Below are 24,190 nucleotides of genomic sequence, written 5' to 3'. Positions count from 1 at the left end.
TTTGTTGGACACACAGTCAATAATAAGGAAAACAATGACATTCATCGAATCAGCGATACTCACAATCGACCCGAACGTAGTAGCGGATGGTACGAACATGCTGTGGGCGCTCATGGCAATATTTCTTATTTTCTTTATGCACGCTGGTTTCGCAATGCTAGAGTCAGGACAGGTGCGTTCGAAGAACGTCGCCAACCAGTTGACCAAAAACATGTTAACCTGGTCAATCGGTGTTGTCGTGTTTTTCATCGTCGGCATGGGTGTGGCGAACAACTTCGGTTCGCTCGTGGCCGGTGGCGAGAGTTCCGAGCTAACGATGTTCGGAGCCGGAGAAGGGTCTGGCTGGGTCATGTGGCTATTCAGCGCAGTGTTCGCGATGACTGCAGCGACCATCGTTTCGGGTGCAGTGGCCGGCAGAGCCAGGCTCCGGGCTTATCTTACCTATACAGTCTTGTTGGCTGCAGTCATCTACCCGGTCGTGGCGGGGATGGTCTGGAGTGGCGGCGACCCGCCAATTCTGACCGACATCGGTTTCCACGATTTTGCTGGTGGGATGGTTGTTCACGGAATGGGTGGTATCGCTGGCCTGACGGCTGCGTACGTGTTAGGCGCTCGTGTCGATCGCTACAATGACGATGGAAGCGTGAACGTCATTCCCGGCCACTCGATGACCTTTGCAGTGCTCGGGGCACTGATTCTTGCTTTTGGCTGGTATGGGTTCAATGTCGGGACCGCAGCGACAGTGTTTGCAGTCGACAGTGGCGAACTGGTACTTGGAGAGTATGGATTCGTCGGCCGGGTCGCGATGGCAACGACACTCGGGATGGCAATGGGTGCGGTCGGAGCCGCAGCAGCGTCGCTCCAGATCAGCGGCAAAGTCGATACGCTGTACGTGGCAAATGGCCTGCTCGCCGGGCTCGTTGCCGTTACTGGTGTTGCAGATGTCGTCACGCCAGTTGGTGCGCTCGCGTTGGGTCTGCTCGCTGGCCTCCAGCTCCCGCTTGTGTTCATGGTCGTCGAAAACTATCTCAAAATCGACGATGTCTGTGCTGTCTTTCCGGTCCACGGCAGTGCAGGTGTTCTCGGTATCGTCCTGTTTCCGCTGTGGTCGGTCGACGGGACAGCTATCGGCGACAGTATCGTTGCTGGTGGCGTTCTCTCCATCGAGGCAAGCGCCTTTGGCCCACAGGTCATCGGCGTTGCCGTCATCACAGTCTGGACTGTCCTGACGACGCTGGGTATCTGGGGCGGGTTCAAAGCAATCGGACAGGCACGCGTCAGCGAACACCACGAACGCGACGGGCTGGATATCAGCGAACACGGCGTCGAGACGTACCCCGAGTTCGGAGAGCCAAACATCGCGACCGACGGGGGCCGCCAGTCGGAGGCGCTACACCCTGATGGTGGCAGTGATATCGATCTGGTGACTGCTATTGTTCGCCCGGACACGCTCAGCGAGGTCAAGGAGGCATTGGCCGACGTTGGCGCACCGTCACTGACGGTGACAAATGTCTCTGGTCGGGGTTCCCAGCCAACCAAGACCGGCCAGTGGCGCGGCGAGGAGTACGTCGTTGACCTCCACCAGAAGGTCAAAATCGAGTGTGTCGTCGCCGAGGTTCCAACGACAGATGTCGTCGCTGCCATCTCGGACGCTGCTCGAACTGGTGAGCCTGGCGACGGAAAGATTTTCGTGTTCCCGGTTGCCGATGCAATCCAGATTCGGACCGAAAAGCGGGGTGTTGATGCAGTTTAGCCCACAGTGCCGGTCGAACCTGTCGTATTCATAACCTGTAAGGGGCTGCCTGTCGAACATAACGTATGGTAGACATCACGATTCTCGAACTCAACCTGTCGGACAGTTCATTCTCGGCCAGCAGCCAGTTTGGCGGCTCGGGCGAAGACGGAGAAAGCGAGGAGAGTACCGGTTTGTTCAACCGCGATACCGATAACGAAGCCGCCGGTTCGACATCGGGCAGGAAGACGAAGGCATTGGCCGTCGTCGCTACTTTTCTTTTTTTCGGCATCGTGGCCGCCGTTGTGAAGCGACTCAGTGGCGATGATGAACACGAGGTCGAAATAGAGACGCCAGAGGAACCAGTCGGCGTGACTATTGACGACGAGTAACGCTGACTCGCTGAGCCGTTTTTCCGGTTTCAAAACCGAAGTTGCTGGTTTCTTTTGGGCACATATACATTTACTTATACGTGTGTGAACAAAACATATGGCATGGACGAAGACCTGTATCGCACCCTAGTTGAGAACTCTGTCGATATAACGGCGATTATCGACTCTGCGGGGGTAATTACGTACGTAAGTCCATCCGTACAACAGGCACTCGGATACGACCCCGAAGAACTAGTGGGTGAAGTCGGATACGAGTATCAGCATCCCGACGACCGCGATGCGGTTGCCGACACAATCGAGAAAATAGAAGCGAACCCTGAGGAAACTGGAGTTGTTGAAACCAGGTTTCGACACGCCGACGGCTCCTGGCAGTGGGTCGAGTCTACAATACAAAACGAGTTAGAAAACGACAATATCGAGGGTATTTTGGTAAACTGTCGAGATATTTCCGAGCGAAAACACCAGGAAGCTGAGTACGAACGACTCGCTGACGAGTACAAGACGCTTCTCAGAAATATTGAAGAAGGGCTCTTTTTCCTCGCTGTCGAGTCAAGAGAGGCAGGCTATACGTTTCGGTTCGAGCGCCTAAACAAGGCGTACGAGGAACAAACAGGGCTCTCAGCCGAGGAAATGCAGGGCAAGACACCCAAGCAGGTATTTGGTGAGGAGTTGGGTTCTGGCCTCAATGCCAACTACCGACGCTGTGTCGAGGGACGCGAGGCGATTTCGTATCAAGAGGAACTTCCTGTTGAAGTAGGGAGACGATTTTGGCAAACACATCTTGCACCAGTTATCAGGGATGGAGAGGTGGCCCAAATTGTTGGCATCACCCGGAACGTCACTGACCGCGTCAAGCGGGAACGACAACTCCGACGGCAAAAAGAGCAATTAGAGGAGTTCGCGAGCGTCGTCAGCCACGACCTTCGGAACCCGCTCAATGTCGCACAGGCCCGGACGACGCTGCTCGCCGAGGAGTGTGAGAGCGAACATCTCAGCCCAGTGGTGCGGTCACTCGACCGGATGGAAGAACTCATCGAGGACACACTCACGCTCGCCAAGCAGGGACAAGTCGTCGCAGACACGGAGCCCATACAGCTTCTGGAACTTGTTGGGAAATGCTGGAAGACCATCGAGACTGACAAGGCGACCATCGATATTCCGGAGACACCCACAATACAAGGAGACAGGAGCCGACTCCAGCACGTCTTCGAGAATCTCTTTCGGAACGCTATCGAACACGGTAGTGACACCGTCACAGTCAGGGTCGGATGCATCGGTGACAGAGGACTTTACGTCGAGGATACCGGGCCGGGAATTCCCGAAGAGAATCGGGATGAAGTATTTGAGCCCGGACATTCGTCAGCTGACGGTGGAATTGGATTCGGCTTGACGATTGTCAAACGAATCGCCGAGGCTCACGGCTGGGAAGTTTCGATTACGGACGGCACAGATGGCGGCGCTCGCTTCGAGTTTCTCGGCGTCGAGATGGCAGAGGCCTGAGATGGCGCAGGCGCTGTTGCACAGAGTTTCTCTCGTGTGCTAGTCCAGTTCGGCAGCGAGCCGCCGGGCGATATGCAAGCCGAGGTCTTGTTTCGAGCCGGAAACGGTCTCGCTGTCCTCACTGTCGACAATGAGTGCCTCAGTCTCGGTCGTCCCCATGACGCTGGCGTTGTTACCAACGACAAAATCGAGGTCGACTCGCGCTTGCAGGTCGCGTGCGTGCTGGAGGAGTGCATCCTCGTCTGTATTGGTCTCGGCTTTGAACCCGACAATCGAAAGTTTGGGATGGGCCTCACGGACTGTATCGAGAAGTTTGGGCGTGGGTTCGAGGTTTAACGACAGGTCCTCGTTCCCCGAGCGAATCTTTGTATCTTTCCGGTCAACGGTGTAATCCGAGATAGCAGCCGCCGAGACAAGTGCGTCAGCAGCAGCCACCTGATCTTGAACGGCGTCAATCATCTCGGCAGCACTCTCGACATCGACGGTCTTCGCCCACGGTTCGTCAGGGCCATCATGGACGAGGACAACATCGGCCCCAAGAACGCGACAAGCGCGGGCAACGGCGCGGCCAGTCCGGCCCGACGACCGGTTCGAGAGGGTTCGAATCGGGTCAATTGACTCGGTGGTCGCGCCGCTGGTAACGACAACTCGCTGGCCATCAAGGGGACTCTCTCCAGTCTCACGAGCGACGGCCGTGACGATGGCGTCCTCAGTTGCGATCTTCGCTTTTCGTTCTTCGATTCGCGGGTCAACAAACGAGACGCCCCACGCTTCAAGTTGGTCGAGGGCGTCGAGCACACCCGGATGGTCGTACATCGGTTCGTGCATCGCTGGAACAACAACAATAGGGATATCGGCACCGAAAGCAGTCGTTGCACAGGTTGTTACGGGTGTATCATCGATGGCAGCAGCCATCTTTCCGACGGTGTTTGCGGTAGCTGGTGCGACTAGTAACACGTCCGCCCAGCCCTCCCGTCCACAGAGGTCAACGTGCTCGATTGCCCCCGTTATCTCGGTGATAACTGAGTTATCGGTCGCGTACTCCAGTGACCATGGGTGGATGATACCCGTCGCCGCGTCGGTCGTAACTGCCCGGACTGTCGCACCCTGTCGACGGAGTTCGTGTGCCAACTCGACGGTTTTGACTGCCGCAATCGACCCTGTCACACCAAGCGCCACGTTGACTCCATCCAACATACTCGTACTGCCGTGATGTGGCAACTTAAATGTCCAGTTCACTCAATAAGCAGGCAAGCGACCGGTTGTCTCCGAGTTGCTCCCACCGGGACCATGTTTTTGTCGCTGCCAGGGTAAAGGACCCACGTGTCTCTCCCGCTAACGCCGATAGCAGCCATTAGTCTCACAGCGTTGCTTCTTGTCGCGGGTGCAATCAACGGGCTTGCAGGGTTTGGGTTCGCTCTTGTCGGAACGATGGTGCTGGCAACGGTTATCGACCCGGCGACGGCAGTTGTATTTATGATTGTGCCAATACTTGGCGTCAATCTCTCGTTGGTGGGGGAGCTGTCGGCTGATGATCTCCGGAGCTGTGGTCGGCGCTTCACTCCACTACTGGGGGCAGCACTCCTCGGAACCGTGCTTGGTATGGGGCTCATCGATATCTTACCGAAGAAACCGCTTCGTCTCGCGCTCGGTGTCGTTTCGCTTGGGTTCGTGGTGAGCGCACAGGGCCTCGTGCAGATACCGGGTCTCGGCCGCGCGCGTGAGGGCTGTTTCGTTGAGAGTACGCCAGCGATGGTCGGGGTCGGCGGTCTCTCGGGTATCCTCTTTGGGGGGACAAACGTCGGCGTCCAACTCGTCGCTTACGTCCGCAGTTGTGACCTCTCCCATGGCCTGTTCGTCGGTGTTGTCGCGATGGTGTTTCTCGGTCTCAACGCTATTCGTGTTGGTGCAGCCGGGGTTCTCGGTCTCTATCCAGACCTACAGATTGTCGGTGGCTCCGTTGTAGCGGCTGGTCCTGCAGTCGTCGGGGTTGCCATTGGGAAACGGTTTCGCGTGCGCGTCAGCGAGCGTGCTCGCCGTGGGGCTGTACTGGGCCTGTTGACCGTTATTGGCTTCCGTCTGGTCGCTGCTGGACTCGGTCTCGTCGGGTGAGTCGTCGTCGGACAGAGAGAAATACTCAGCGATGGGACGATTGAACCAAAATAATTTATCCCTTGATAGATATATTGCCATGTATGACAAATGATAACGATGATCTAAGCCGTCGGCGGTTATTAGCAACGACAGGGACACTTTCTCTCACGGGCCTCGCAGGCTGTCTCGGCAGCGGCGGCGGAGGCGGCAGCGACCACGGTGACAAACAACTCAGCGACCAACGGGACCGGTCGTTACCCGATGGAGCAGAGACCTGTGTCTCGACACAAGGCATCGAACGGGACCTCGAAGGACTGAGTGCGAAAGAAGATGTCGGCTACCAGTTCCACCCGAACTACACCGGGGCAAGCGGGTTCATCGAGCTATGTGCGAACTGTCAGTTCTTTTGTCCAGGGAACCAGTTCGACGCCGGAGTCGGTGCGTGTGCTGCCGTCGAGGGCGGCATCTACTCACAGGACTGGTGTGCGCTCTGGCAACCCGTCGAAGGACTTGAAGAGCGTGATGGCTCGGGTGCACGAGGGAGCCAGACTAAAATCGGAAAGTAGCGAAAAAGAACAGTCGGCGGTAACTACGCGCAGTCGTTACGCGATGGCCTTTGCGGTGTCGTTGATGATGTCCGCAGCCATGCGGATTTCGCGCTCGGTCACGTCGAGTGGTGGCAGCAGTCGAAGCGTCTTCTTGCCACAGCCGATAGTCAATAGGCCACGGGAAAATGTTCCCTCTTGGATTGCATCACGGCGCTCTTCTGAGTCGAATTCGACAGCAAGCATCAGGCCCTTGCCCCGCACGTCAACTGCACCGGGCATCTCCAGTTCGTGCATGAGGGCTTGCATCTGTTGGCCACGCTCGGTGGTGTTGTCGAGAAGGTCGTATTCCTCAATTGCGTCAAGTGTAGCGACACCTTGTGCAGAAGCTGCCAAGTCCCCTGCCCCCCAAGTCGAAGAGATGCGTCCTTTCTTGTCCGGGAAGACTTCCTCACGGGAAATGGTCGCACCAACACGCAGTCCCTTTGCACTGGAGATAACATCCGGTTCGATTGCGTAGTGGTCCGACGCCCACCATTCGCCGGTTCGCCCCAGCCCAGACTGAATCTCGTCGGCGATGAGCGTCAGATTGTGTTTCTCGGTCATCTCAGCAATTTCATCCATGAACGCCTCACTTGGTGGTCGGTAGCCACCCTCACCCTGGAACGGTTCGATGATAAGTGCCGCCACCTCGTCGGCAGCAACGTAGCCAGTCTCCGAATCGAGCATCTCACGCAGGACCGATGTGTCGTCGAAGAAAAAGCCACACTCACAGGTCTCCGAGGAACAAGAGGCGTTGTTACAGTAAGGCATGTCTTCGACGCCATCAATTTCAGGGAAATGACTCCGGTATTTCGATCGTGAGCGGTTCAGCGAGAGCGTTCCAAGTGTCCGACCGTGGAATGCGCCGTGGGTCGTTATTGTGTACTTGCCGTGCGTGTGATCGAAAGAGATCTTCAACGCGTTCTCGACTGCCTCTGCCCCACTGTTGGAGAGAAAGACAGTATCCATATCGTAGTGGTCCGAAATGTCGGTCAGCCGGTCCATCAGGTCAGCTGGCCCCGGAATCGCAGCCCCACTTTCGGGAACCCCCTGTGCCGGTAGATAGAAGTCCTGACCTGCAACCTTGAGCGGGTCAACGAGGTCGAACGCCTCGAGTTTCTCCATTATTTTTGGATTGTTGTACCCGAGCGGGCTCGCTCCGACGTGCCCCGTGAAGTCCATCAGAACGTTCCCGTCGACATCGGTACAGAATGGGCCGATAGCGGGTTCAGTGTAGTCCCAAGCAAACTCACAAACGTACGTCGTCTTTGCAGCGTTTTCGTGGTGAAAATCTGCAACACTCTCTGCAATCTCTCCGGGAACATCAGTCACCTGCGGTTCAACAGAGTCTCTGTTCATACAGGTGTCTTTGAGAGAAGAAATATAAGTACTGCCAATCTCTTGCATTGCGTGAGCATGACACGTCCGCGACGGTAAATCAGCTCGTTACACTATCTACCAACAGTATTGGCCTCAAAAACGGGTAGAGTGTTACGCAGGGTTATCGCTCAAGACCGCCCCCTGTGACGGAGATTCTTACCCTTCGACGTACTGCTTTTCCCACTCACGCCGTGCCTCAATTTCCCGGTCGCCCCGACGAGTCAGAGTGTAGAAGTTTGTTCGGCGGTCGCGTTGCCCCTTCTCGACAAGCCCCTTCTCGACAAGTGTGTCTAGGTTCGGGTAGAGACGCCCGTGGTGAATCTCTTTTTCGTAATAGTCTTCTAACTCTTCTTTGATTGCCAGCCCATGTGGTTCTTCCCGTCCAGCAATGACGTACAGCAAGTCACGCTGGAATCCTGTCAGGTCATACATTCGTGCTAACCAATTACATATTACTGTCTGAATATCTTAAATATTTCGACTGAAATACATCATCCTGCAGTAATCATTTGACGGATGATATGAGTTATCTATAGAAATTAGATAACAGAGAATAGATACTGCCCAAGACGTTGACTGAGACACTGAATATGAAACACAGTTGATTCGTATAGACGAATTATATCGTCTCAAACAAGCTAAGAGAGTGAAACGTGTTGCGTATGTCTTCTCTTTTTTCGAGAGAATTCTATATATATTGTGCCTAGTATAAATCGCAAGCAGTTCTATTCAATTATCAGATGTATTCGAATAATATCCCAATCAGATAAACACTCAGTACCACACAGGCAACATGTTACAGACAGTCGTCGGGTTCAGTAAAGCAGGGCAGCGCCAGCTACGTTTCGTATGTGTCGAGCATGTGTTCAATGTACTGCGTGACGTGATTGTCCATGCGTCGCTTGAACCCGGCCTGTCGAGCGATCCGGTCGAGTTCACGGGAAACGAGACTGCCATACTGCAGTGCTTTCTTGTCACGGAACGCAATTTCGTCAGGAAGCCATTGCTCCGCAACGCGGCGAAGCGCCCACTTTCGTGTGCCCGCCTCTGTCACGAGTGAGTCGCCGGGGAGAGTCAGTGCGGCTGCAACAACTCGGTCATGGAGAAACGGAACAACAGGGTCGACACCACCGGCGGTGACGGCAAGCCAATCACGTTCGAGCTGGTCGGGAAGTGTACCGACAAGTTCACGCCGAGCGCCAGCGACAGTTTCGGCTGTAACTCGTGGGTCATCGGGCGCACGCGCGACTTTTTCGTACCCACCAAATAGCTCGTCAGCACCCTGTCCCAGTGCGAGTCGGTCGACACCCTCCGTGGCGCAGTGTTTTGCGAGGACAAACAGCGGCAGGGAAATTTGCACATCCATTGCATTTGTTCGCCCGATTGCGGTCGCAACTCTGGGGACGGCAGCTTCGAGTGTCTCGTGGTCGAGTTCGAGGACAGTGAGGTCAGCATCGAGGAGCGCTGCCGCCGACCGGGCCGCCTCGATATCGTGGCTTTCGGGAAAGCCGACCGTATACAATGGGACGTCGAGTGCCGACGCCAAAAGCGCCGAGTCGACACCACCCGAGAATGCGACTGCAAGGCCCGAGGTATCGACAGAGGCAATCGTCCGTTCGAGGGCAGTACGGAGCCAATCGAGACCCTTAGCCTTCTCGACCGGGTCGGGGTCAGGCAGTGTCCACAGTTTGCTTGTCTCTCCGTTCTCACGAACCGAGCCTGCAGGAAGGCGGACTGCTTCATCGAGGTCACGCGGGTCGTGACTCCATGCAGTCGGACGGTCAGGAGTAAAAAAGAGTGGATAGCGACCGAGCACATCACGGACGAGTCGGTCATCTACTTTGCCAGCGAACCCACCCGTACCGGGAAGAGGCTCATTCGTTTCGAGCGCTTGCTTGACTGTCTCAGTCGTCGTGCCAGTAACTGTCATCGCAATCTCAGCGTACGCTTCGGTTTGGCGAAGAGAGTCAAAAGTAGCCCGGTCTGTGCGCTTTGGGTCACAGTGTTGACCCAAACCGGATGCCGGCTGCCGAACTGGTTCCACTTAAGACTTAAACCCGTCGCCCCAAACTACAACACAGATGGTCCGTGATCCGCTCGCGGACGATAACCCGGAGCTAGAGTCCATCCTTGAGGCGTTACACGATGAGGACTGCCGGAAAATCGTCGCTGTCCTGACAGAGCCGATGACCGCCGACGAGATAGCCGAAGCAACAGACATACCACTGTCGACGACATACCGGAAAGTCGATAAACTGACTGACGCTTCCTTGATCGAAGAGGGAGTCGAGATTCGGTCTGACGGCCAACACGCGAGTCAGTACGTGGTCTCATTTGAGGAGGTCGCAATCGTGCTCTCGGAAGACAACGAGTTCGAGGTAGCGGTCTCAGGGCAGCCCCGGAGTGCCGACGAACGTCTCGCAGAACTCTGGTCGGAGGTTCGAAAGGAAACATGAGCTCCTACGAAATCACTGTTACGACACTCATAATCGGGTTCAAGACACTCGCGCTCGTTCTTGGCAGCCTTATCACGTACTTGGCATACAAAGCCTACCGCCGGACGCGGTCGCGCTCACTCGGTGCGCTCTCGCTTGGCTTTGGGATTATTACGCTTGGGACCTTTGTCGCCGGCGTTATCGACCAGGTACTGGACGCTGGCTTCCGGACAGGCCTGCTCATCGAGAATGCGCTGCTTGCGTTTGGCTTTCTCATCATTGTGTACTCACTGTATACAACGAGACCATGAAGACACTGAGCTACAGGTAGCCAAGATTTTGCGCCGAAATAAGGCCTGCCGTGACGAGCAACAGGACAGCAAGTAACGACGCGGTCAGGAAGAACGGTCGGGCGTTGTTAGCTGGTTCGCGCACCTTGTCACGCTCGGTCCCGTCAGTAAGTTTTGCCCCGCCAATTTCGACGGTCGTCATCAGGAAAAACCAGAACGTAACCATCGCAAGCACGAGCCAGCCGCTCTTGGTTTCGAAGAGGCTTTCACTGGTGTATTGCTGTCCGGCCATATGTCCGCCAGTGAGTAACAACACTACGGCACACGTCCGAGAAATTAGCTTGATTTTCCGTGCAACAGACTCTAGTGGCGTGGCATTGAGGGTTCCATTGCGAGCAAGTGGCAACACCGCGAGCGTAAGAAAGAGCACGCTCCCGGTCCAGACACTCGAAAACAGTGAGTGAAAGACCCATGCAGCTATTTCGATTGGTTCCATATCCCGCGGTTTTGAGGGGAATCCAATAGGTCGTTCGATTCCTGCGTGACACCGACCGACAGAGAATCAATCTCAGTGCCCGGCACCTGCGAGGTCGGCAAGTGCCTCTGCCAGCATCCGGGTACAGGTGGCACAATCTTCCCAGTCAGTCCACTCTGCTGGCGAGTGGGAGATGCCATCCTGTGATGGGGTAAACAACAGTCCAGCATCTGTTACTCGGGCAACGTTCATCGTATCGTGTCCACCACCGGATCGAACTGCCAGTGTCTCGACACCATGTTCGGTGCCTGCCGCTTCGATAGCCCCTCGACAGCGGTCACTCATCTCGGCTGGGTCAATCATGTGGCGCTTGGTAAGCTGTGTCTCGACCCCGTACTCTTGCTCGATGCGAGCAAGACTCTGTTGAGCGCGCCTGACCAGTTCTTTTATCGTCTCTGTGTTGGTATCCCGAATGTCGAGTCCAAGTTCAACACGGCGGGGAACAACGTTTGACGCATTTGGCTCAACCGCAGCGCTCCCCACAGTTGCCACAGCGAAGTCGTGTCCATCCGCGACGACATCGCGTGCAGCGCGGTTGATATCCGTAACGAACGTCGAAGCCGCGACAAACGCGTCGCTTCGGTCTCCCATCCGCACACCGCCAGCGTGGTTCGCCTCGCCGCCGAATTCGACGCCATACCGTCTGAGGCCGGTAATCGCCGAAACAACACCGGCCTGATAGCCCGCGTTCTCCAGTTGGGTTGACTGCTCTGGGTGAAGTTCAAGCCACGCATCCCACGCGGACGCGTCGAGTCGGTTTTCACCCCGAAAGCCAATACTCTCCAGATGCGTTTCAAGGGTTGTCCCACTGTCATCGGTGAGCGAAAGCGCCTCATCGGTGTTTCTCTGCCCAGTTGCGACCGAGGAGCCAAGCAAACCGACGCCAAACCGAGTTCCTTCTTCCTCAGTGAACGAGACGACTTCGAGCGGGTGCTCTGGTTTGCGGTCGGACTCCTGTATCGCTCGGACCGCTTCGAGCGCGCCGTAAATTCCCAGCAGCCCGTCGAAGATGCCGCCCTCTGGTACCGAATCAAGGTGGCTGCCAGCCGCGACCGGCGCGGCCCCGGGATCAGCGCTATCGGGAGTCCACCGGCCGACAATGTTTCCGACAACGTCGACTCTGACCGCCATATCGAGACCGTGCATCTTCGTCACCAAGTGCTCACGAGCCCGTTTATCGGCCTCAGAGCCTGTCAGCACTGTTCGTCCATGGCCCTCGCTGGCTACTGCTCCGAACTCACCATTGGTGAGCATGTTTTCTCGAAGTCGTCTCTCGTCGACCTCCATGGGTTGAATTGGCACTCGACCAACATAGACTTTGGAGTCCACGCCGGACACTGCTTGGCCAATATTATTCTTTTCAATATACAATATTGAATTATTGCTAAGATTTAAGAGGGAAAGCGCCACCAACGAGAACTATGACCGACGTGCGTCTCGAAGTCACGGAGGGACCGGAAGGGGGCACGACAGGGGGCGTAGTGGTGCCGCCTCCGCTCCCACCGGACGACCCAGAAGCGTGGTACGCTAAGAAAATACAGGCTCAATACGAGATACACCCTGGCGTCGTCGTGACAATGACCAAACGTGGAGGTGCATTTGACTACCAGATACGCGAGCCAACACTCACGGAACAGGACCGCCAGCAGTTGGAGGAAGTCAAGCGCCACTTCGCTGATGCGCATCTTGAGCGCCCGCAAACGCGCCAAGGGGCAGCTGAAGTGATGGAGGATGGGTTCGCTCCAAAACACGAGCGCATAGTTCAGCGGCTGGTTGATGGCTCGACGCCCACTCAACGACGCATCAGCTATCACGCCCTTGCTTCGCTTGCCTGTCTTGGCGAGTTGACACCGTACGCACTTGACGACCGCATTGAGGTCGCCGACGCCGACGAGTCAGGCCTCGTTGTTCACACCGAAAACTACGCGCCAGCGGCGACTGAACTCCCGGCAGACCCACCCTTTATCGAGCGGTTTGCGAGCGAACGCTTGGCGCAGTACACCGTCTCTTTTCATGGCTTCGAGATTCCAGTCATCCGATACCGTGAGAACGTACTGGGCCGGGACCCGTTCGAAACAAAGTATGCCGTCCGCGAACCAGACCTGCTACCGGGCGATGAAGACCTCATCACAGAGTGCAAAGAGCGCCTCTGGGAGACATCTGTCGACGGCATTATCGAAGACAAAGGAACGTTTGTCCGCCAGCGTGCCGAGTCAATCCTTTCGCGTCGTCTCCACCGGCGGAACACGCGAGCGTGGGCCGATGCACTGGCCTATCGCGTGCGTTCAGCACTCGCCGAGTATGACCTTGTCGTCCCTCCAGTCGAGCGCAAGTTCGCCGATGACAGGCTTGATGACCTCATATACTACGTTCTCCGGGATTACGTCGGCTACGGGCAGCTTACTGTCCCGATTCGTGACCCAACACTCGAAGATATCGAGGCAAACCGCGTCGACGAGCGGATTAAGGTAGTTCCTCGGGACGCTGACGCCAAGCGCATCCCGACCAACCTTCGGTTTGAAGATGAGCAAACGTTCGTGAATGTTGTGACACAGCTCGCAGCCAGCGACGGGACGGAGCTCAGTTCAAGTACGCCAAGTGCGAAAGTCAACCTGAGCCCGCCGGGTATCGACGAGACAATTCGGTGTGCGGTTGCACTCCCGACAATCAGCGAGAACGGACCCCACATCTCAATTCGAAAACAATCAGCCGACGTGTTGACGCCGGTTGACCTCGTCGAGAGCGGGAGTCTCCCCACCGAACTGGTCGCACTGCTTTGGCTCTACTACGAACACCACGGTGTCGTGCTGTTCTCAGGTCCGACAGGTGTTGGTAAAACAACACTGATGAATGCTCATATGCCGTTCATCAGGTTCGAAGATCGGCCAATCAGCATCGACGAGGGGTCCCGAGAAGTACGGTTGCCTCACGAGACAGGGGTCTCACTCACGACACGTGAGCACGAAAACGAGCACAAGCAGGTCACGATGGCCGACCTGATGACTGAATGCAACTACTTGAACCCGGATATCGAGGTCATTGCCGAGGTGAATACCGAGGAGAGTTTCGAGACCTTTGCTGAGAGTATTAATACAGGCCATGGACTTATCGGAACGACTCACGCCGGTGATATCGAGACGCTGGTGAACAGAATTATCGAGCAAGGGCTCCCGCCGTACCTGCTCCGTGAAATTGATCTCGTTATCTTTCCGCGACGTATCGATGGAGAACGCTACGTCGGAGAGGTTGTTGAATTGCTTGACGAACGCTCGTATCAACAACTCGACGACACTGCGATATCCGGTGTTATCGAGAAACGCGACACCACAATCTACTGGAACACAGTCATCGAACGCGACCAGACAGGTGAGTTTAGTGTTGCATGGGACCGCGACGATGGCGCGGAAACAACCTTCAATCGTATTGGGAAGCTAACTGACCAGCCAACCGACGAAGTATGGGCGGAGTTCCAACGGAAACACCGATACGTGAAACATATGGTACAGGAGGGTATCGACGATTTCGAGAGTATCTTCGAGCTGTTGGCCGACCTACAGACGAACGAAGCTGCGACCGTCGAGCGTCTCTCGCGACATGCGACTGTGGCAGAATCAGACGACGAACAGAGCGACTCAGGAGACGACAGATGACTGGGTCAGCAGAGAGCTACCACGACAGTTTGGGGAAAGTTGACAAGGGACTGTATGCTCTGTTTTCCCGTCACGCCGACGAGCAGGCACATACGGCCGACAGACAACGATACCGGGCAACAGGACTCGAAACAAGTTTCGACCTCTACATCGCGCGTATTTACGGTCTCGCTTGGGCGACCGCACTGTTGGCTGTAGTTGGTCTGTTCATCACGACATTATTGGTTCCCAACACAGTCACAACGAGATTACTAGAATTCGTTCGGGATGGTGTCCCGGTCGTCAATCAGCTACCTAGGCCACCACGTTTCTACATCGCAGCGGTGCTTGCAAGTCTCACCGGAGCAGCCACACGGTGGCTTGTCATTAGAGCCGGCCGGTTCTATCTCGGGCGTGTCGCAGCAGCTCGGAAAGCGGATATCGAGCGGACGCTGCCGGGCGCAGTCAGATATCTTCGGGTGCTTGCCTCGGGAAGTAACGACCAGCGCGAGATGCTACAGCGAATCGCTAGCCAGAACGCGTACGGAGCAACTGCTGATTCCTTTCAGCAGGTCCTGAACAAGGCAGCCTTGACAGGGAATTTGAACGAAGGCCTCACGATGGTCGCACGGGATACACCGTCACGCGACGTGCTCGCGCCCTTTTTACTGAAGTTCCGGGAACACGCCAGTCAAAGCCGTGACTCATTAGAGGGATATCTAGAAATGGAGGGGCGACTGCTCTCGCAGCGCCAAGAGCGAGCACACCAGCGCGCCAGCGGATATATGGAACTACTCGCCGAGGTATTTGTGGTGATGCTCGTCTTTCCGGCACTCGCCGTCCTTATTTTGACCGTGGTAAGCGTCTTCTCACCGGAGCTCACAGCGTCGGTTTCGACACCACTCGGGGCAACAACTTACCGAGGGTTGCTCGTGTATGCCAGCGTGGCATTCGTGTTGCTCATCGGCTTAGCAACAGCACTGACCGTCGCCTCGTTGCGGCCAACCGACCAAGCAATTCCAACCTATCAACGTCCAGCAACCGTCCGGAAAGTTTTTTCGACAACCCACAGCAACCCGGCCAGTGCAGCTGTCGTGTTAGTCTTGCCAGCGTGTGTTGCCGGTGGCTTCCTTTTCGCACTCGGGTACAGCCCAATCAACGTGTTGTTACTCGGGTATGCCGTCTACGGAGTACCAGTCGGCATCGTCGCCAGCAGACGGGCACGCGTCGACGACGCGAAAGATAGAGAGATACAGGATTTTATTCACGCAGTGTCGGGTCACGTCAGCCTCGGGATGCCGTTCCCTGCTGCAGTCAATCGAGTTGCAGAAGATGTCGACTTCGGGCCGCTCCAGCCCGATGTGGAAGCACTGGCGTTCAATCTGAGCCTGACAACGGCGGTCGACGAAACAGATGACGTGCGAGCAGCAGCACTTGACCGGTTCGTTGGCCAGGTTGGGACGCCGCTGGCCTCCCAGACGGTTGGTCTCGTTGTCGGTGCACTCTCGGCAGGTAGTAACACCGAGAAAGTCTTTGAGACACTGGAAACCGAAATTGGGCGGCTATATCACGAACGGAAAGAACTCCGATCGCGGCTGATGGTCTACGTGGCGGTAGGCTGGACAACCGCCTTGCTCGTGGTTGGAGTGGTCGTTGCAGTCAACGCGACAGTACTCGACGGCTTCTCTCAGCTTTCGAGTGTCGCTGGGTCGACCAGCGGGACCTCGCTTGATCCGAATGCCATCGACCCACCGCGGGATCGTGAGCGGTTCTATTTTGTGACGCAGGCGACCGTCCTCGCGTGTGGCTGGTTCGCTGGCATGGCAAGCCGAGGTAAGTACGAAGCACTCCTCCACTCAGGGCTGCTCGTCGTCATCACCTACGTCGTCTTCACTGGACTGGGGGTAGTCTGATGCGTGGTCAATCACATGTTGTCGGGTTCGTCCTCATCCTGGGCTTTGGCGTTATCGCTCTGGGGACACTTACCGTTGGCGTCGGAACCGTCATCGACTCACAGTCGTCGAACGCAGATGGCGCTCGTGTGGCTGGTGACTTGTCTGAGGCCGTGGGTGTCGTCGATCGAACCGGTGTATACACGGACCGCGTGAGCTTTACAGAAGGAAGTCTCACAACAGTCGAGCGGAGCTTGCGTGTTTTTATCGACGGAACACTCGCTCATGAGATTGGAGTCGACGCGCTTCGATTCGAGCGGGATAAAAGAACTGTAACCGCCGTTGGGGGTGCTGTTGTTCATGGAGCAGGAGCGAGTGCGTGGCTCGAAAGTAAACCACCAATAACGAGCTCCGAGTCGAACGAAGTACTGGTTATCGGCGCGCCAGTGCTTGGAGCAGGGTATACGACCGTTGGTGGCCAGGGTGGGGTGACAGTGACGCTTCAATCCAATATCAGCCATAGCCGGACATCTCTCGGTCGAGGGAACTTTTCGGTTGCAATCGAGACGCAAACACCCGGGCCGTTGGAGCGGTACTTCGAGACACTGAACGCGACGACAACTCGGCGGACGTTCTCTGGCGACGAACACGGGAGTGTAGTCGCCACGTTCCCACTCGAACGGACCGGCTATCTGGTTGTCCACGACCTCGCTCTGGAGGTCAACGATGGGTGAGTTTTCAGCGGCGAATCGTGGGGTAACGCCTGTTGTCAGCAAAACGCTTGCAATCGGGCTGACAGTGCTCTACATCGCCGGGATGACCACGGTGTTGTTCGGTGGGGTCGTCCCAGAATACCAAAATCGAACCGGGGCAGAACTTGGTGAGCGAGTGCTTGCGACGGCAGCAGGCGAACTCGAGCGTGCACCACCGGCGGTGCCAGGGACAGTCAAAAGACAAACGACGGTTATGCTACCCAAAACGATAGCAAACGAGGAGTACCGGCTCGTTCTCTCGAACGGGACGAATAGCCTCCGTCTCGACCACTCCAATCCAGCAATCGAAACAAAAACCCAACTCTCGCTCCCGCCAAGCGTCACGCCACAGAATAATAGCGTCAACGCTGGCACGTTCGTCATCACAGTCAGCGGGCAGTCAGCTAATCGGAAACTAAGCATCAAGGAGGAACAGTCGTGAGAGCACAGACAGAACTCGTTGCTCTTGGTATCGCGTTCGTGTTGCTAACGGGGACTGTCGTCGCCGGCGTCGTACTCGCCGACGGGTCGGTGGCGTCAGCCGAGCGGGAGTCGTTGGAGCGCCAGACCGCAGTCACACTTTCAGAGCGACTTGTGGATGAGCGTGCAAAACAGACACACCGAGAGAACGTCCTGTCGGCCAAAGCAGTTGCAATGCTTAACGAGACAATCCTGTATGAGACCTACAACATCCCCGATGACAGCGATGTAGCAATCAGCCTTGGTCAGAAACCAATCATCCAGACAGGAAACACTGAAAAAGGCACAACAATCGAGCGAATTGTGCTTGTTGAGCGTCGAACAGTCGAAACGCTTCGGCCCACGTTCAACAGACGTCAAGCGGTCACACTCCCTCGACGGGCGTCAAATGCGACACTGCATATCGACCCGCCATTAGAGACGACCGTTGAACACGTTACGGCAAACGGCCATGTCCTCCTCTCGAACAGTTCAGGGCTGAAAGGGACATTTGACGTGACACTCTCGTCGTACCAGACCACGACGTTTCGGTTCGAAGCAACGGGCGTGCTTGATGCTGGGAGTGTTGAGATTACATACGCTCCGCCAGCGACGACAAAAGCCACGTTACGGGTGAGTGTCGATGCGTAGATCCAAGAGAGCACAGGCGTCGGTTACTGTTTTGGAGGCAACACTTGGAGTGTTGCTAGTAGTGAGTGTTATTTTTACGTTCGCGCTTGGCGTTCCGGGCGCGAAAAGTGCCGACGCACAGGCACAGCTTGATATCTATGCCGCTGATGCAGCGACGCTGTTGTCAAATGAACCGCCACGACACCAAGACCAGACACGACTCGCCGAAATTGTCGCGTCAGCGTCGTCGTTCTCCCGCGAACGTGTGGAGCTTGAGCGCCGAGTTGAGCGGATACTTCCAGACAATGTGATGTTCCGTGTCGAGACGGCCTACGGGACCGCCGGTCATCCACTACCGGGAGATGTACCGACAGGCACAGAGACAGTACTAACGACCAACGGAGAGGTTACCCTGCGGGTGTGGTATGTATGATTAGCGGCGTACAGTCTGGCGACAGTCGGGGACAGCTTGTCCTCATTGCCGCACTAGCACTGACACTGGTGCTCGTTGCGCTTGGCGTCGCGTACCTTCAGCTCGGCTACAACGAGGATGTACAGACAGTAGAGCAACGCCCAGCATCACAAATCGAGGCGGTGCTCGAACGGATTATAGATAAGACAGCCACGGACGTCCCCAATATGTTCCACTGGTCCGACCGTGATACAGCAGCGCAAGCCGTTCGCGATGAGTTGAACGCCACGAGCGACCAACTGGAGACGAGCCGTCTGGGTGCTGGGCACCTCTATCACATCACGCTCAACGACACCCGTACCGCCCACTGGGAAAGTGCGAACTGTCCCGCCGGTCCGAACAGGCAGTTTGGGACGTGTGAAACCATCGGGGGCATAGCAGTACAGAACCGGACTGGCCGAACTCATGTTCTCGCTGCGGCGTTTGATATTATGATTACGACACCCAACGGCGAAACGGCCGTGACAGTTGTCATTAAGCCACAGGCAAAATATGATGACGCGTAAGCATAAGACCCTACCCAAGAAATGCGATATATGAACGATCAGGGGAGAGACACGACGTTCGAGCTCGAAGATGTCACAACAGTGTTCGAGGAGCGCGATGATTATGCGGAGCCACTGACGGCGAGTGAAGTTGCCGATGAGTTGGGCTGTTCTCGACGGACAGCGTTAAACAAACTCCACGAGCTCGAAGCAGAAACTGACCTGATGAGCAAGACTGTCGGGGCCCGGTCCAGAGTCTGGTGGATACCCGTTCACGTTTAATTGTCAAATCCCCACTCGCTTGCTCGCTTTTGGGCTTCCTGACGGGCAGCGTCTTGTATCTCAGCAATTCGCTCTTCGTCTTCTAGAAACGCCTCAACAGCGTGTTGGCTACTCTCCTGGTCGACTCGCTCGTCGGGTGCACGGTCACGCGTTTGCTGTGCAAGTTCTGTCACACCGGCGAGTTGTTCGGCCGGAGTACCCGGCTCTACCGTGAGTTCTGACATATCATGGACCGTGGCGAGCGCCTCACGATCAAGGTTGTACAGCTCGACCCGATAGGGGCCAGCAACTGCGATGTCGGCGAGGGCATCAGTCCCACCACAGCCAGTTCCCGTGTGATACGCGATTACTGGGATACCGCGGTCGAAAGTGAGAATTCCGGCACTATCGCTATCGAGCAGAAGTGCGTCCTGAGGGACAAGACGGGCGTATCCTGTGAATGAGTCCTCAAGTGCACGCGAAAGCGGCGTCGCAAGGTCAGTGACAACACGACGACGACAGAGACGGCCCTCGGGGAGTTTCATATCTCATCTGGGATAACTGCACTGCTAAATCGGTCCGCCACGGTATCGACATCTCGGGAACGCACAGTGAGAGCGCTCGCTGCCTTTCGGTAGGCTGCCGCAGCCGAAGATTCCGGCGCGTACGACAACAATGGGACACCCGCTCGTCGTGCTCCGCGAACCGCATCACTTTCGGAAACGGTACTCAGTGTCTCACCCTCGAAGTACTGTTCGGCTTTGGGAGCGATGTCTTCAATTGCCTCGTCATCGGTCACGCGATTGAACAGAATGCCAGCGACACCGGTACCGTACGTCGTTGCATACTCTTGAACTTTAATTCCATCAGAGAGCGAAGGTATCGTCGGCTGTAAAACGACGATGAGCCGGTCAGCGAGGATAATTGGCAACACAGCGCTACGACTGCCAAGCGTCGCTGGGGAGTCAAGGAGAATGATATCGGTTCCCTCTGCAAGCGTTGCAACCACATCACGGAGCCGATCTGGCCTGGCCTCACGGAATCCGGAAAGAGAGGTTCCACACGGAACGACCTGCATTCCAAAACGATTGTAGACAGCTTCTTCGACAGAAGCACTGCCAGCAAGTACCTCGTGAAGCGTCGTCTCAACATCAGCCAGTCCAGCGTGGAACAAGACATTTGCCATCCCCGTGTCAGCGTCGATAACTGTCACATCGTGCTCCTCTGCAAGAGCCATCCCGAGCGCCATCGTTGTCGTGGTCTTGCCAGTCCCACCTTTTCCGCTGGCGACTGCAAACGCTTCAACCATAGTGCAGATTGCTTCGGCTTCCTGTATAAACGCTTGTATCACCGCTGCTAGTTCTCAGCATCTGGTATCAGCGGTCGCCTCCCACAACACAGCAAGTGTCTCGCTGTCAGCCGCAGCAACAAGCAACTCACCCTCCCGGCGAGTTACGCCATCAGCCTCGGCTGCGAATAGTTCTGTCACGGCCTGTTCTTCCTCGTCTGGGTGAAATTGGATAAGCCCCTGCAGGCGGCCACGCGCGAACAGACCAGAGTGGACGGTCGGTGCCCAGCTAGCACACACCCGTTTCACCTTCGACCCCACTGCCGCCTGCATGGCCGTCGCTTGCTCGGAATACTCCGGATTCTTGGGAACCTCGCGCCCACAGATAAACGCGACTGTCCCAGCCTCAACCGGGACTGAACTCTCAGCAGTGACCGTCGTACTGTTGTACCGAATGCCGTCACCTCGTCGAGCGAGGTATATCTCGTCAGTGACCGGCTGGCAAACAGCCCCGACAACCGGCTCGCCGTCACGGAGCACCGATACGGCAGCCGAAAACAAGGGAAGGCCAGCAGTGAAGTTGTTCGTCCCATCGAGCGGGTCAACAATCCAGCGATAGGGTCCGGTTCCGGCGAGTTCGCCAGATTCCTCCGCAAAAATCTCGTGGTTGGGAAACGCCTGCTGAATAACCGGAAGCATCCGCTCTTCGGCAGCTACGTCGGCAGCTGCCTTTACGTCGTGAGTCGTATAGGTTCCTGCACTGTCGTCGGCGCGGTACCGCTCTCGAAGCACTGCACCGCCAGCGTGGACTGCTGCCCTGGCGACGCTTTCGATATCAACCATTATCAAAAATATATTTGTGACCGATAAGATACATATACTGATTCAGTTCGACGCGGGAAGCAAACAACACGGTACCCGCTACTGTTGCCGACCCGTGCGGGCACTGTGGTCGCCGGGTGGTGCTACTCCTCAACCCATCTGGCACAGCGGATGTCGAAGCTCTCACAGTCGGGACAGCGGTGATACTGGACCTCGTGCGGTGCCCCACATGCGAGACAGACGTATGGCGCCGTCTCATCCGCTCCCTCGGAGAGACCGGACGCCGCTTTGGCTCTCTCAAACACACCCATCGCAACCACGTACAGACAAACGTAACCAGCCAACAAAAAAGGGGAACATAGTTTACGCCATTTTTCCCGGTCTCTTCTTGTGGTTTCAGCCAAATTTGCTATACAGACACTCATCGACGTCGCCGAGGGGGTGGTCCAGTGGAGAAATAACGATTCTCGGCAAGAAAAATAACTAATCTGACAATGCGATCAAACGCGGTGAGTTGCTACCGGTGCAACGAATAGAATCACACGTAATTATGGTAAAAGTTACGACATATTTCTGAATATTACTTTCTAAGATAATCATAATATAAGATATAATTAGATGAGAAAATCAAGGATACAATCTCTCCAAAAGAAGAGATACCATTACTCAAGAAAAGAGAGTACCCACAGGTTGGCGGTGTGTCTGGCACAGTTGAACCAAGAGTTAGTAGATATAACCGAGCCATTGAACTGAGACTTTCTCTGTGATTCAGTACGATGGCTCTCCCAATGCAGGGCACCCGGTTTGTCTCCAGTCGGTTTCAGGGCTTGCTCACCGCAGGCCGCGGAAGCGAGATTCGTTCCTCAGTCGGTACCGTCCTGTTATCGAAGTAATTAAATTGAGCTAGTATATTTTTAAAATCGCAATATGGTAATAGATTTAGTCAAAAACTATGTTGAAGGTATCGTTGGGCGTACTCTCTTCAACATACTGTTGGTCCTGATGATTCTCGGTGTCGTCGCCATGCTTGCAGGCGGAACAAACGCTCTTGTTGCGCTTGGGATTCCACGCAACATTGCTGGCTCGTTTGTCACACTACTGGTAATATCGCTCTGTATCTACGGGATGTACTGGTTTGCCACCGAAATGATTGACTGGTGAGTGATTCGTCTTTGCTATCACCACTACGAACGCGGAGACAATTGGGGAAGCACTATTATCACGGTGTGACAAGATTTCTATGCCATTCTCGACCCTAACTCAATATCAACAGTTGCGCGCGCGGATACGAGCCTGCAGCGCTGAGGTTACTGTGTACTCCCAAACTCTGGTTTGCCTCGCTTACGAAAGAGTCAGTCGCTGCGCGAGTTCAATTCGTCAGAAGCCAAATCAGGCCAGTTCGATATGTCTTCAACCAACGGTTTCACTCTATTCGACAATTTTCTCGAGAGACAATCTGTCTTCTCTGATGTGAACTCGTCAAAACGGTCGGCCTTCGTCAACCTGACTGTTATCTCGCCTGCGTAGATCAGTTCATTTAGACGTTCTTTTTGCTACCGAGCCAGTTTGTCAAAAATCAGTCCGCCCTCCCCGATTTGAACGGGGGGCAAGTCGATCTACAGTCGACTGCTCTACCAGTCTGAGCTAAGGGCGGACATAAACAGTTAGGATGGCTCGGAGACTTAACCATTATGAATTCCCCCGACGAGAGCAAGACCGTCTGACTCATGTCAGACAGCCAGGGAAGATTGAAATAGGGTGGGTGACAAACAGTATGACGACGGGAATGAGCAAAATAACGTTCCGCGCGGACGACGAGCTCATCACGCAACTCGAAGAGTTCGATGCCTCAAAAAGCGAGATTATGCGGGAGGCATTGCGGGAGTACCTTGAGTCACGCGGGTCCGCGCAACCAGTCGAGACGACAACCACCGAAAGCGACAGTCTCGATGAGATTGTGACAGAACGTGTCGACATGCTCATCGCAGACCGCCTCGACGGAGCGTTTACACCACAACAGCCCCAAGATATCAACGTAAACATCTCGCTTGATGGCGATTCGGGGCAGTCCCCCAACGCAGATGACGACGGCGTAAACGTGCAATCAGACACGTCACACGAAACGTCAAACAATGCGTCACACAGCGACAGAACGGGTAAGACACCGTCGGAAGTAGACGAAAACACGCCTCCTGAAGAGTGTAAAACGTGTACACAATGTGGCGAAGATGTATCGCAGTCCCACGTTTACTGCCCGAACTGCGGAGAGAAGTCGTCGCACAGAGTCTTCTGTGAGTGTGGCGACGAGCTTCGGTCAGACTGGGGATTCTGTCCAAGCTGTGGCCGACGGACTGCTGCGGCGGACGTTCTCGAAGAACGGTAAAGTACTGAAAACGGACAGTACAAGGCCACTAGCAGAATAATCGAGAAATCGTCATACGTCTGACCGGTAGTTTTATTATCCCCCAGTCTGTTGTAATTCGTGCGTAAGACGGAAGTCTTACACAGCACCGGTCGCCGTAAACACCGGATTTCCGTAATGCGGTTTTGCTGTG

General features: G+C 55.6%; 27 protein-coding genes and 1 tRNA gene. 17 read left to right on the top strand and 11 right to left on the bottom strand.

What is annotated here, in order from left to right; all coding sequences use genetic code 11:
• Window positions 1–34 precede the first annotated feature (34 nt).
• The 3 genes from N5098_RS01820 to N5098_RS01810 all read left to right on the top strand — a co-directional run bounded on the left by N5098_RS01820 (window position 35) and on the right by N5098_RS01810 (window position 3,624).
• A complete protein-coding gene (locus N5098_RS01820) occupies window positions 35–1,753 on the top strand; it encodes an ammonium transporter (protein ID WP_267635971.1) in 1,719 nt (572 codons plus the stop codon).
• 65 nt (window positions 1,754–1,818) lie between these two features.
• The gene (locus tag N5098_RS01815) at window positions 1,819–2,124 is read left to right on the top strand and encodes a hypothetical protein (protein WP_267635969.1); all 306 of its coding nucleotides are present in this window, start codon (window positions 1,819–1,821) and stop codon (window positions 2,122–2,124) included.
• A gap of 102 nt (window positions 2,125–2,226) precedes the next feature.
• On the top strand, window positions 2,227–3,624 hold the full coding sequence (locus tag N5098_RS01810; protein WP_267635968.1) for a PAS domain S-box protein: 1,398 nt from the start codon (window positions 2,227–2,229) through the stop codon (window positions 3,622–3,624).
• A gap of 39 nt (window positions 3,625–3,663) precedes the next feature.
• Here N5098_RS01810 and coaBC read toward each other — a convergent pair whose 3' ends face one another.
• The gene (gene coaBC, locus N5098_RS01805) at window positions 3,664–4,821 is read right to left on the bottom strand and encodes a bifunctional phosphopantothenoylcysteine decarboxylase/phosphopantothenate--cysteine ligase CoaBC (protein WP_267635967.1); all 1,158 of its coding nucleotides are present in this window, start codon (window positions 4,819–4,821) and stop codon (window positions 3,664–3,666) included.
• A gap of 126 nt (window positions 4,822–4,947) precedes the next feature.
• On the opposite strand from coaBC, the gene N5098_RS01800 reads away from it, so the two are divergent.
• Together N5098_RS01800 and N5098_RS01795 are read left to right on the top strand one after the other, a co-directional pair.
• Complete coding sequence (locus N5098_RS01800) at window positions 4,948–5,736, top strand: TSUP family transporter (protein ID WP_267635966.1); 789 nt, start codon at window positions 4,948–4,950, stop codon at window positions 5,734–5,736.
• An 83-nt stretch (window positions 5,737–5,819) separates the two neighbouring features.
• The gene (locus N5098_RS01795; protein WP_267635965.1) at window positions 5,820–6,284 is read left to right on the top strand and encodes a high-potential iron-sulfur protein; all 465 of its coding nucleotides are present in this window, start codon (window positions 5,820–5,822) and stop codon (window positions 6,282–6,284) included.
• A gap of 36 nt (window positions 6,285–6,320) precedes the next feature.
• On the opposite strand, the gene N5098_RS01790 is transcribed toward N5098_RS01795, so the two are convergent.
• The 3 genes from N5098_RS01790 to N5098_RS01780 form a co-directional block, all read right to left on the bottom strand.
• Window positions 6,321–7,664 carry a class-III pyridoxal-phosphate-dependent aminotransferase gene (locus tag N5098_RS01790; RefSeq protein WP_267635964.1) on the bottom strand — a complete coding sequence of 448 codons (1,344 nt, stop codon included), beginning with the start codon at window positions 7,662–7,664 and terminating at the stop codon, window positions 6,321–6,323.
• Window positions 7,665–7,841: 177 nt separating this feature from the next.
• Window positions 7,842–8,117, bottom strand: coding sequence for a PadR family transcriptional regulator (locus tag N5098_RS01785; protein ID WP_267635963.1), 276 nt, complete (start codon window positions 8,115–8,117; stop codon window positions 7,842–7,844).
• 406 nt (window positions 8,118–8,523) lie between these two features.
• On the bottom strand, window positions 8,524–9,615 hold the full coding sequence (locus tag N5098_RS01780; RefSeq protein WP_267636078.1) for an asparagine synthase C-terminal domain-containing protein: 1,092 nt from the start codon (window positions 9,613–9,615) through the stop codon (window positions 8,524–8,526).
• 151 nt (window positions 9,616–9,766) lie between these two features.
• Here N5098_RS01780 and N5098_RS01775 point away from each other — a divergent pair, with 151 nt between their 5' ends.
• Together N5098_RS01775 and N5098_RS01770 are read left to right on the top strand one after the other, a co-directional pair.
• Complete coding sequence (locus N5098_RS01775) at window positions 9,767–10,141, top strand: winged helix-turn-helix domain-containing protein (RefSeq protein WP_267635962.1); 375 nt, start codon at window positions 9,767–9,769, stop codon at window positions 10,139–10,141.
• Window positions 10,138–10,431 carry a DUF7521 family protein gene (locus N5098_RS01770; RefSeq protein ID WP_267635961.1) on the top strand — a complete coding sequence of 98 codons (294 nt, stop codon included), beginning with the start codon at window positions 10,138–10,140 and terminating at the stop codon, window positions 10,429–10,431. The genes N5098_RS01775 and N5098_RS01770 overlap by 4 nt, the downstream gene beginning before the upstream one ends.
• Before the next feature lie 10 nt (window positions 10,432–10,441).
• On the opposite strand, the gene N5098_RS01765 is transcribed toward N5098_RS01770, so the two are convergent.
• Together N5098_RS01765 and N5098_RS01760 are read right to left on the bottom strand one after the other, a co-directional pair.
• Window positions 10,442–10,906, bottom strand: a complete 465-nt coding sequence (locus tag N5098_RS01765; RefSeq protein ID WP_267635960.1) for a CopD family protein — start codon at window positions 10,904–10,906, stop codon at window positions 10,442–10,444.
• A gap of 72 nt (window positions 10,907–10,978) precedes the next feature.
• A complete protein-coding gene (locus N5098_RS01760; RefSeq protein WP_267635959.1) occupies window positions 10,979–12,232 on the bottom strand; it encodes a M20 family metallo-hydrolase in 1,254 nt (417 codons plus the stop codon).
• 134 nt (window positions 12,233–12,366) lie between these two features.
• On the opposite strand from N5098_RS01760, the gene N5098_RS01755 reads away from it, so the two are divergent.
• Genes N5098_RS01755 through N5098_RS01720 form a run of 8 tightly spaced genes read left to right on the top strand, consistent with a single transcriptional unit; the run spans window position 12,367 to window position 19,546 of the window.
• Window positions 12,367–14,595 carry a type II/IV secretion system ATPase subunit gene (locus tag N5098_RS01755; RefSeq protein ID WP_267635958.1) on the top strand — a complete coding sequence of 743 codons (2,229 nt, stop codon included), beginning with the start codon at window positions 12,367–12,369 and terminating at the stop codon, window positions 14,593–14,595.
• Complete coding sequence (locus N5098_RS01750; protein WP_267635957.1) at window positions 14,592–16,487, top strand: type II secretion system F family protein; 1,896 nt, start codon at window positions 14,592–14,594, stop codon at window positions 16,485–16,487. The genes N5098_RS01755 and N5098_RS01750 overlap by 4 nt, the downstream gene beginning before the upstream one ends.
• Entirely contained in the window at window positions 16,487–17,200 is a 714-nt protein-coding gene (locus N5098_RS01745; protein ID WP_267635956.1) for a DUF7289 family protein, read from the top strand. Before N5098_RS01750 ends, N5098_RS01745 begins: the two co-directional genes overlap by 1 nt.
• Window positions 17,193–17,660: a DUF7266 family protein gene (locus N5098_RS01740; protein ID WP_267635955.1), complete on the top strand. Its 468-nt coding sequence runs from the start codon at window positions 17,193–17,195 to the stop codon at window positions 17,658–17,660. Before N5098_RS01745 ends, N5098_RS01740 begins: the two co-directional genes overlap by 8 nt.
• Window positions 17,657–18,328 (top strand): DUF7263 family protein, encoded by a 672-nt coding sequence (locus N5098_RS01735; protein WP_267635954.1) that lies wholly within the window; start codon window positions 17,657–17,659, stop codon window positions 18,326–18,328. The genes N5098_RS01740 and N5098_RS01735 overlap by 4 nt, the downstream gene beginning before the upstream one ends.
• Window positions 18,321–18,740 carry a DUF7262 family protein gene (locus tag N5098_RS01730; protein WP_267635953.1) on the top strand — a complete coding sequence of 140 codons (420 nt, stop codon included), beginning with the start codon at window positions 18,321–18,323 and terminating at the stop codon, window positions 18,738–18,740. Before N5098_RS01735 ends, N5098_RS01730 begins: the two co-directional genes overlap by 8 nt.
• On the top strand, window positions 18,737–19,285 hold the full coding sequence (locus N5098_RS01725; protein WP_267635952.1) for a DUF7261 family protein: 549 nt from the start codon (window positions 18,737–18,739) through the stop codon (window positions 19,283–19,285). The genes N5098_RS01730 and N5098_RS01725 overlap by 4 nt, the downstream gene beginning before the upstream one ends.
• Window positions 19,286–19,315: 30 nt before the next feature.
• Window positions 19,316–19,546 (top strand): HTH domain-containing protein, encoded by a 231-nt coding sequence (locus N5098_RS01720; protein WP_267635951.1) that lies wholly within the window; start codon window positions 19,316–19,318, stop codon window positions 19,544–19,546.
• Here the strand turns inward: N5098_RS01720 and N5098_RS01715 are convergent.
• The 4 genes from N5098_RS01715 to N5098_RS01700 all read right to left on the bottom strand — a co-directional run bounded on the left by N5098_RS01715 (window position 19,543) and on the right by N5098_RS01700 (window position 21,946).
• Window positions 19,543–20,070 carry a DUF8054 family protein gene (locus N5098_RS01715; protein WP_267635950.1) on the bottom strand — a complete coding sequence of 176 codons (528 nt, stop codon included), beginning with the start codon at window positions 20,068–20,070 and terminating at the stop codon, window positions 19,543–19,545. The two genes, N5098_RS01720 and N5098_RS01715, sit on opposite strands and share 4 nt — an antisense overlap.
• Window positions 20,067–20,834, bottom strand: a complete 768-nt coding sequence (gene minD, locus N5098_RS01710) for a cell division ATPase MinD (RefSeq protein WP_267635949.1) — start codon at window positions 20,832–20,834, stop codon at window positions 20,067–20,069. The genes N5098_RS01715 and minD overlap by 4 nt, the downstream gene beginning before the upstream one ends.
• A 54-nt stretch (window positions 20,835–20,888) precedes the next feature.
• Window positions 20,889–21,656 carry an inositol monophosphatase family protein gene (locus N5098_RS01705; RefSeq protein ID WP_267635948.1) on the bottom strand — a complete coding sequence of 256 codons (768 nt, stop codon included), beginning with the start codon at window positions 21,654–21,656 and terminating at the stop codon, window positions 20,889–20,891.
• A 122-nt stretch (window positions 21,657–21,778) separates the two neighbouring features.
• Window positions 21,779–21,946 (bottom strand): hypothetical protein, encoded by a 168-nt coding sequence (locus N5098_RS01700; RefSeq protein WP_267635947.1) that lies wholly within the window; start codon window positions 21,944–21,946, stop codon window positions 21,779–21,781.
• Window positions 21,947–22,562: 616 nt separating this feature from the next.
• Here N5098_RS01700 and N5098_RS01695 point away from each other — a divergent pair.
• Complete coding sequence (locus tag N5098_RS01695) at window positions 22,563–22,796, top strand: hypothetical protein (RefSeq protein ID WP_267635946.1); 234 nt, start codon at window positions 22,563–22,565, stop codon at window positions 22,794–22,796.
• A gap of 419 nt (window positions 22,797–23,215) precedes the next feature.
• On the opposite strand, the gene N5098_RS01690 is transcribed toward N5098_RS01695, so the two are convergent.
• Window positions 23,216–23,289, bottom strand: a tRNA-Tyr gene (locus N5098_RS01690).
• A 132-nt stretch (window positions 23,290–23,421) separates the two neighbouring features.
• Here N5098_RS01690 and N5098_RS01685 point away from each other — a divergent pair.
• Window positions 23,422–24,018 carry a zinc ribbon domain-containing protein gene (locus tag N5098_RS01685; protein WP_267636077.1) on the top strand — a complete coding sequence of 199 codons (597 nt, stop codon included), beginning with the start codon at window positions 23,422–23,424 and terminating at the stop codon, window positions 24,016–24,018.
• The last annotated feature ends 172 nt before the right edge of the window (window positions 24,019–24,190 follow it).

This window comes from Halovenus rubra (assembly GCF_026586665.1).
Taxonomy (GTDB): domain Archaea; phylum Halobacteriota; class Halobacteria; order Halobacteriales; family Haloarculaceae; genus Halovenus; species Halovenus rubra.
Note: the sequence above shows the minus strand (reverse complement) of the source record. Positions and strands in the feature narration are given on the sequence as shown.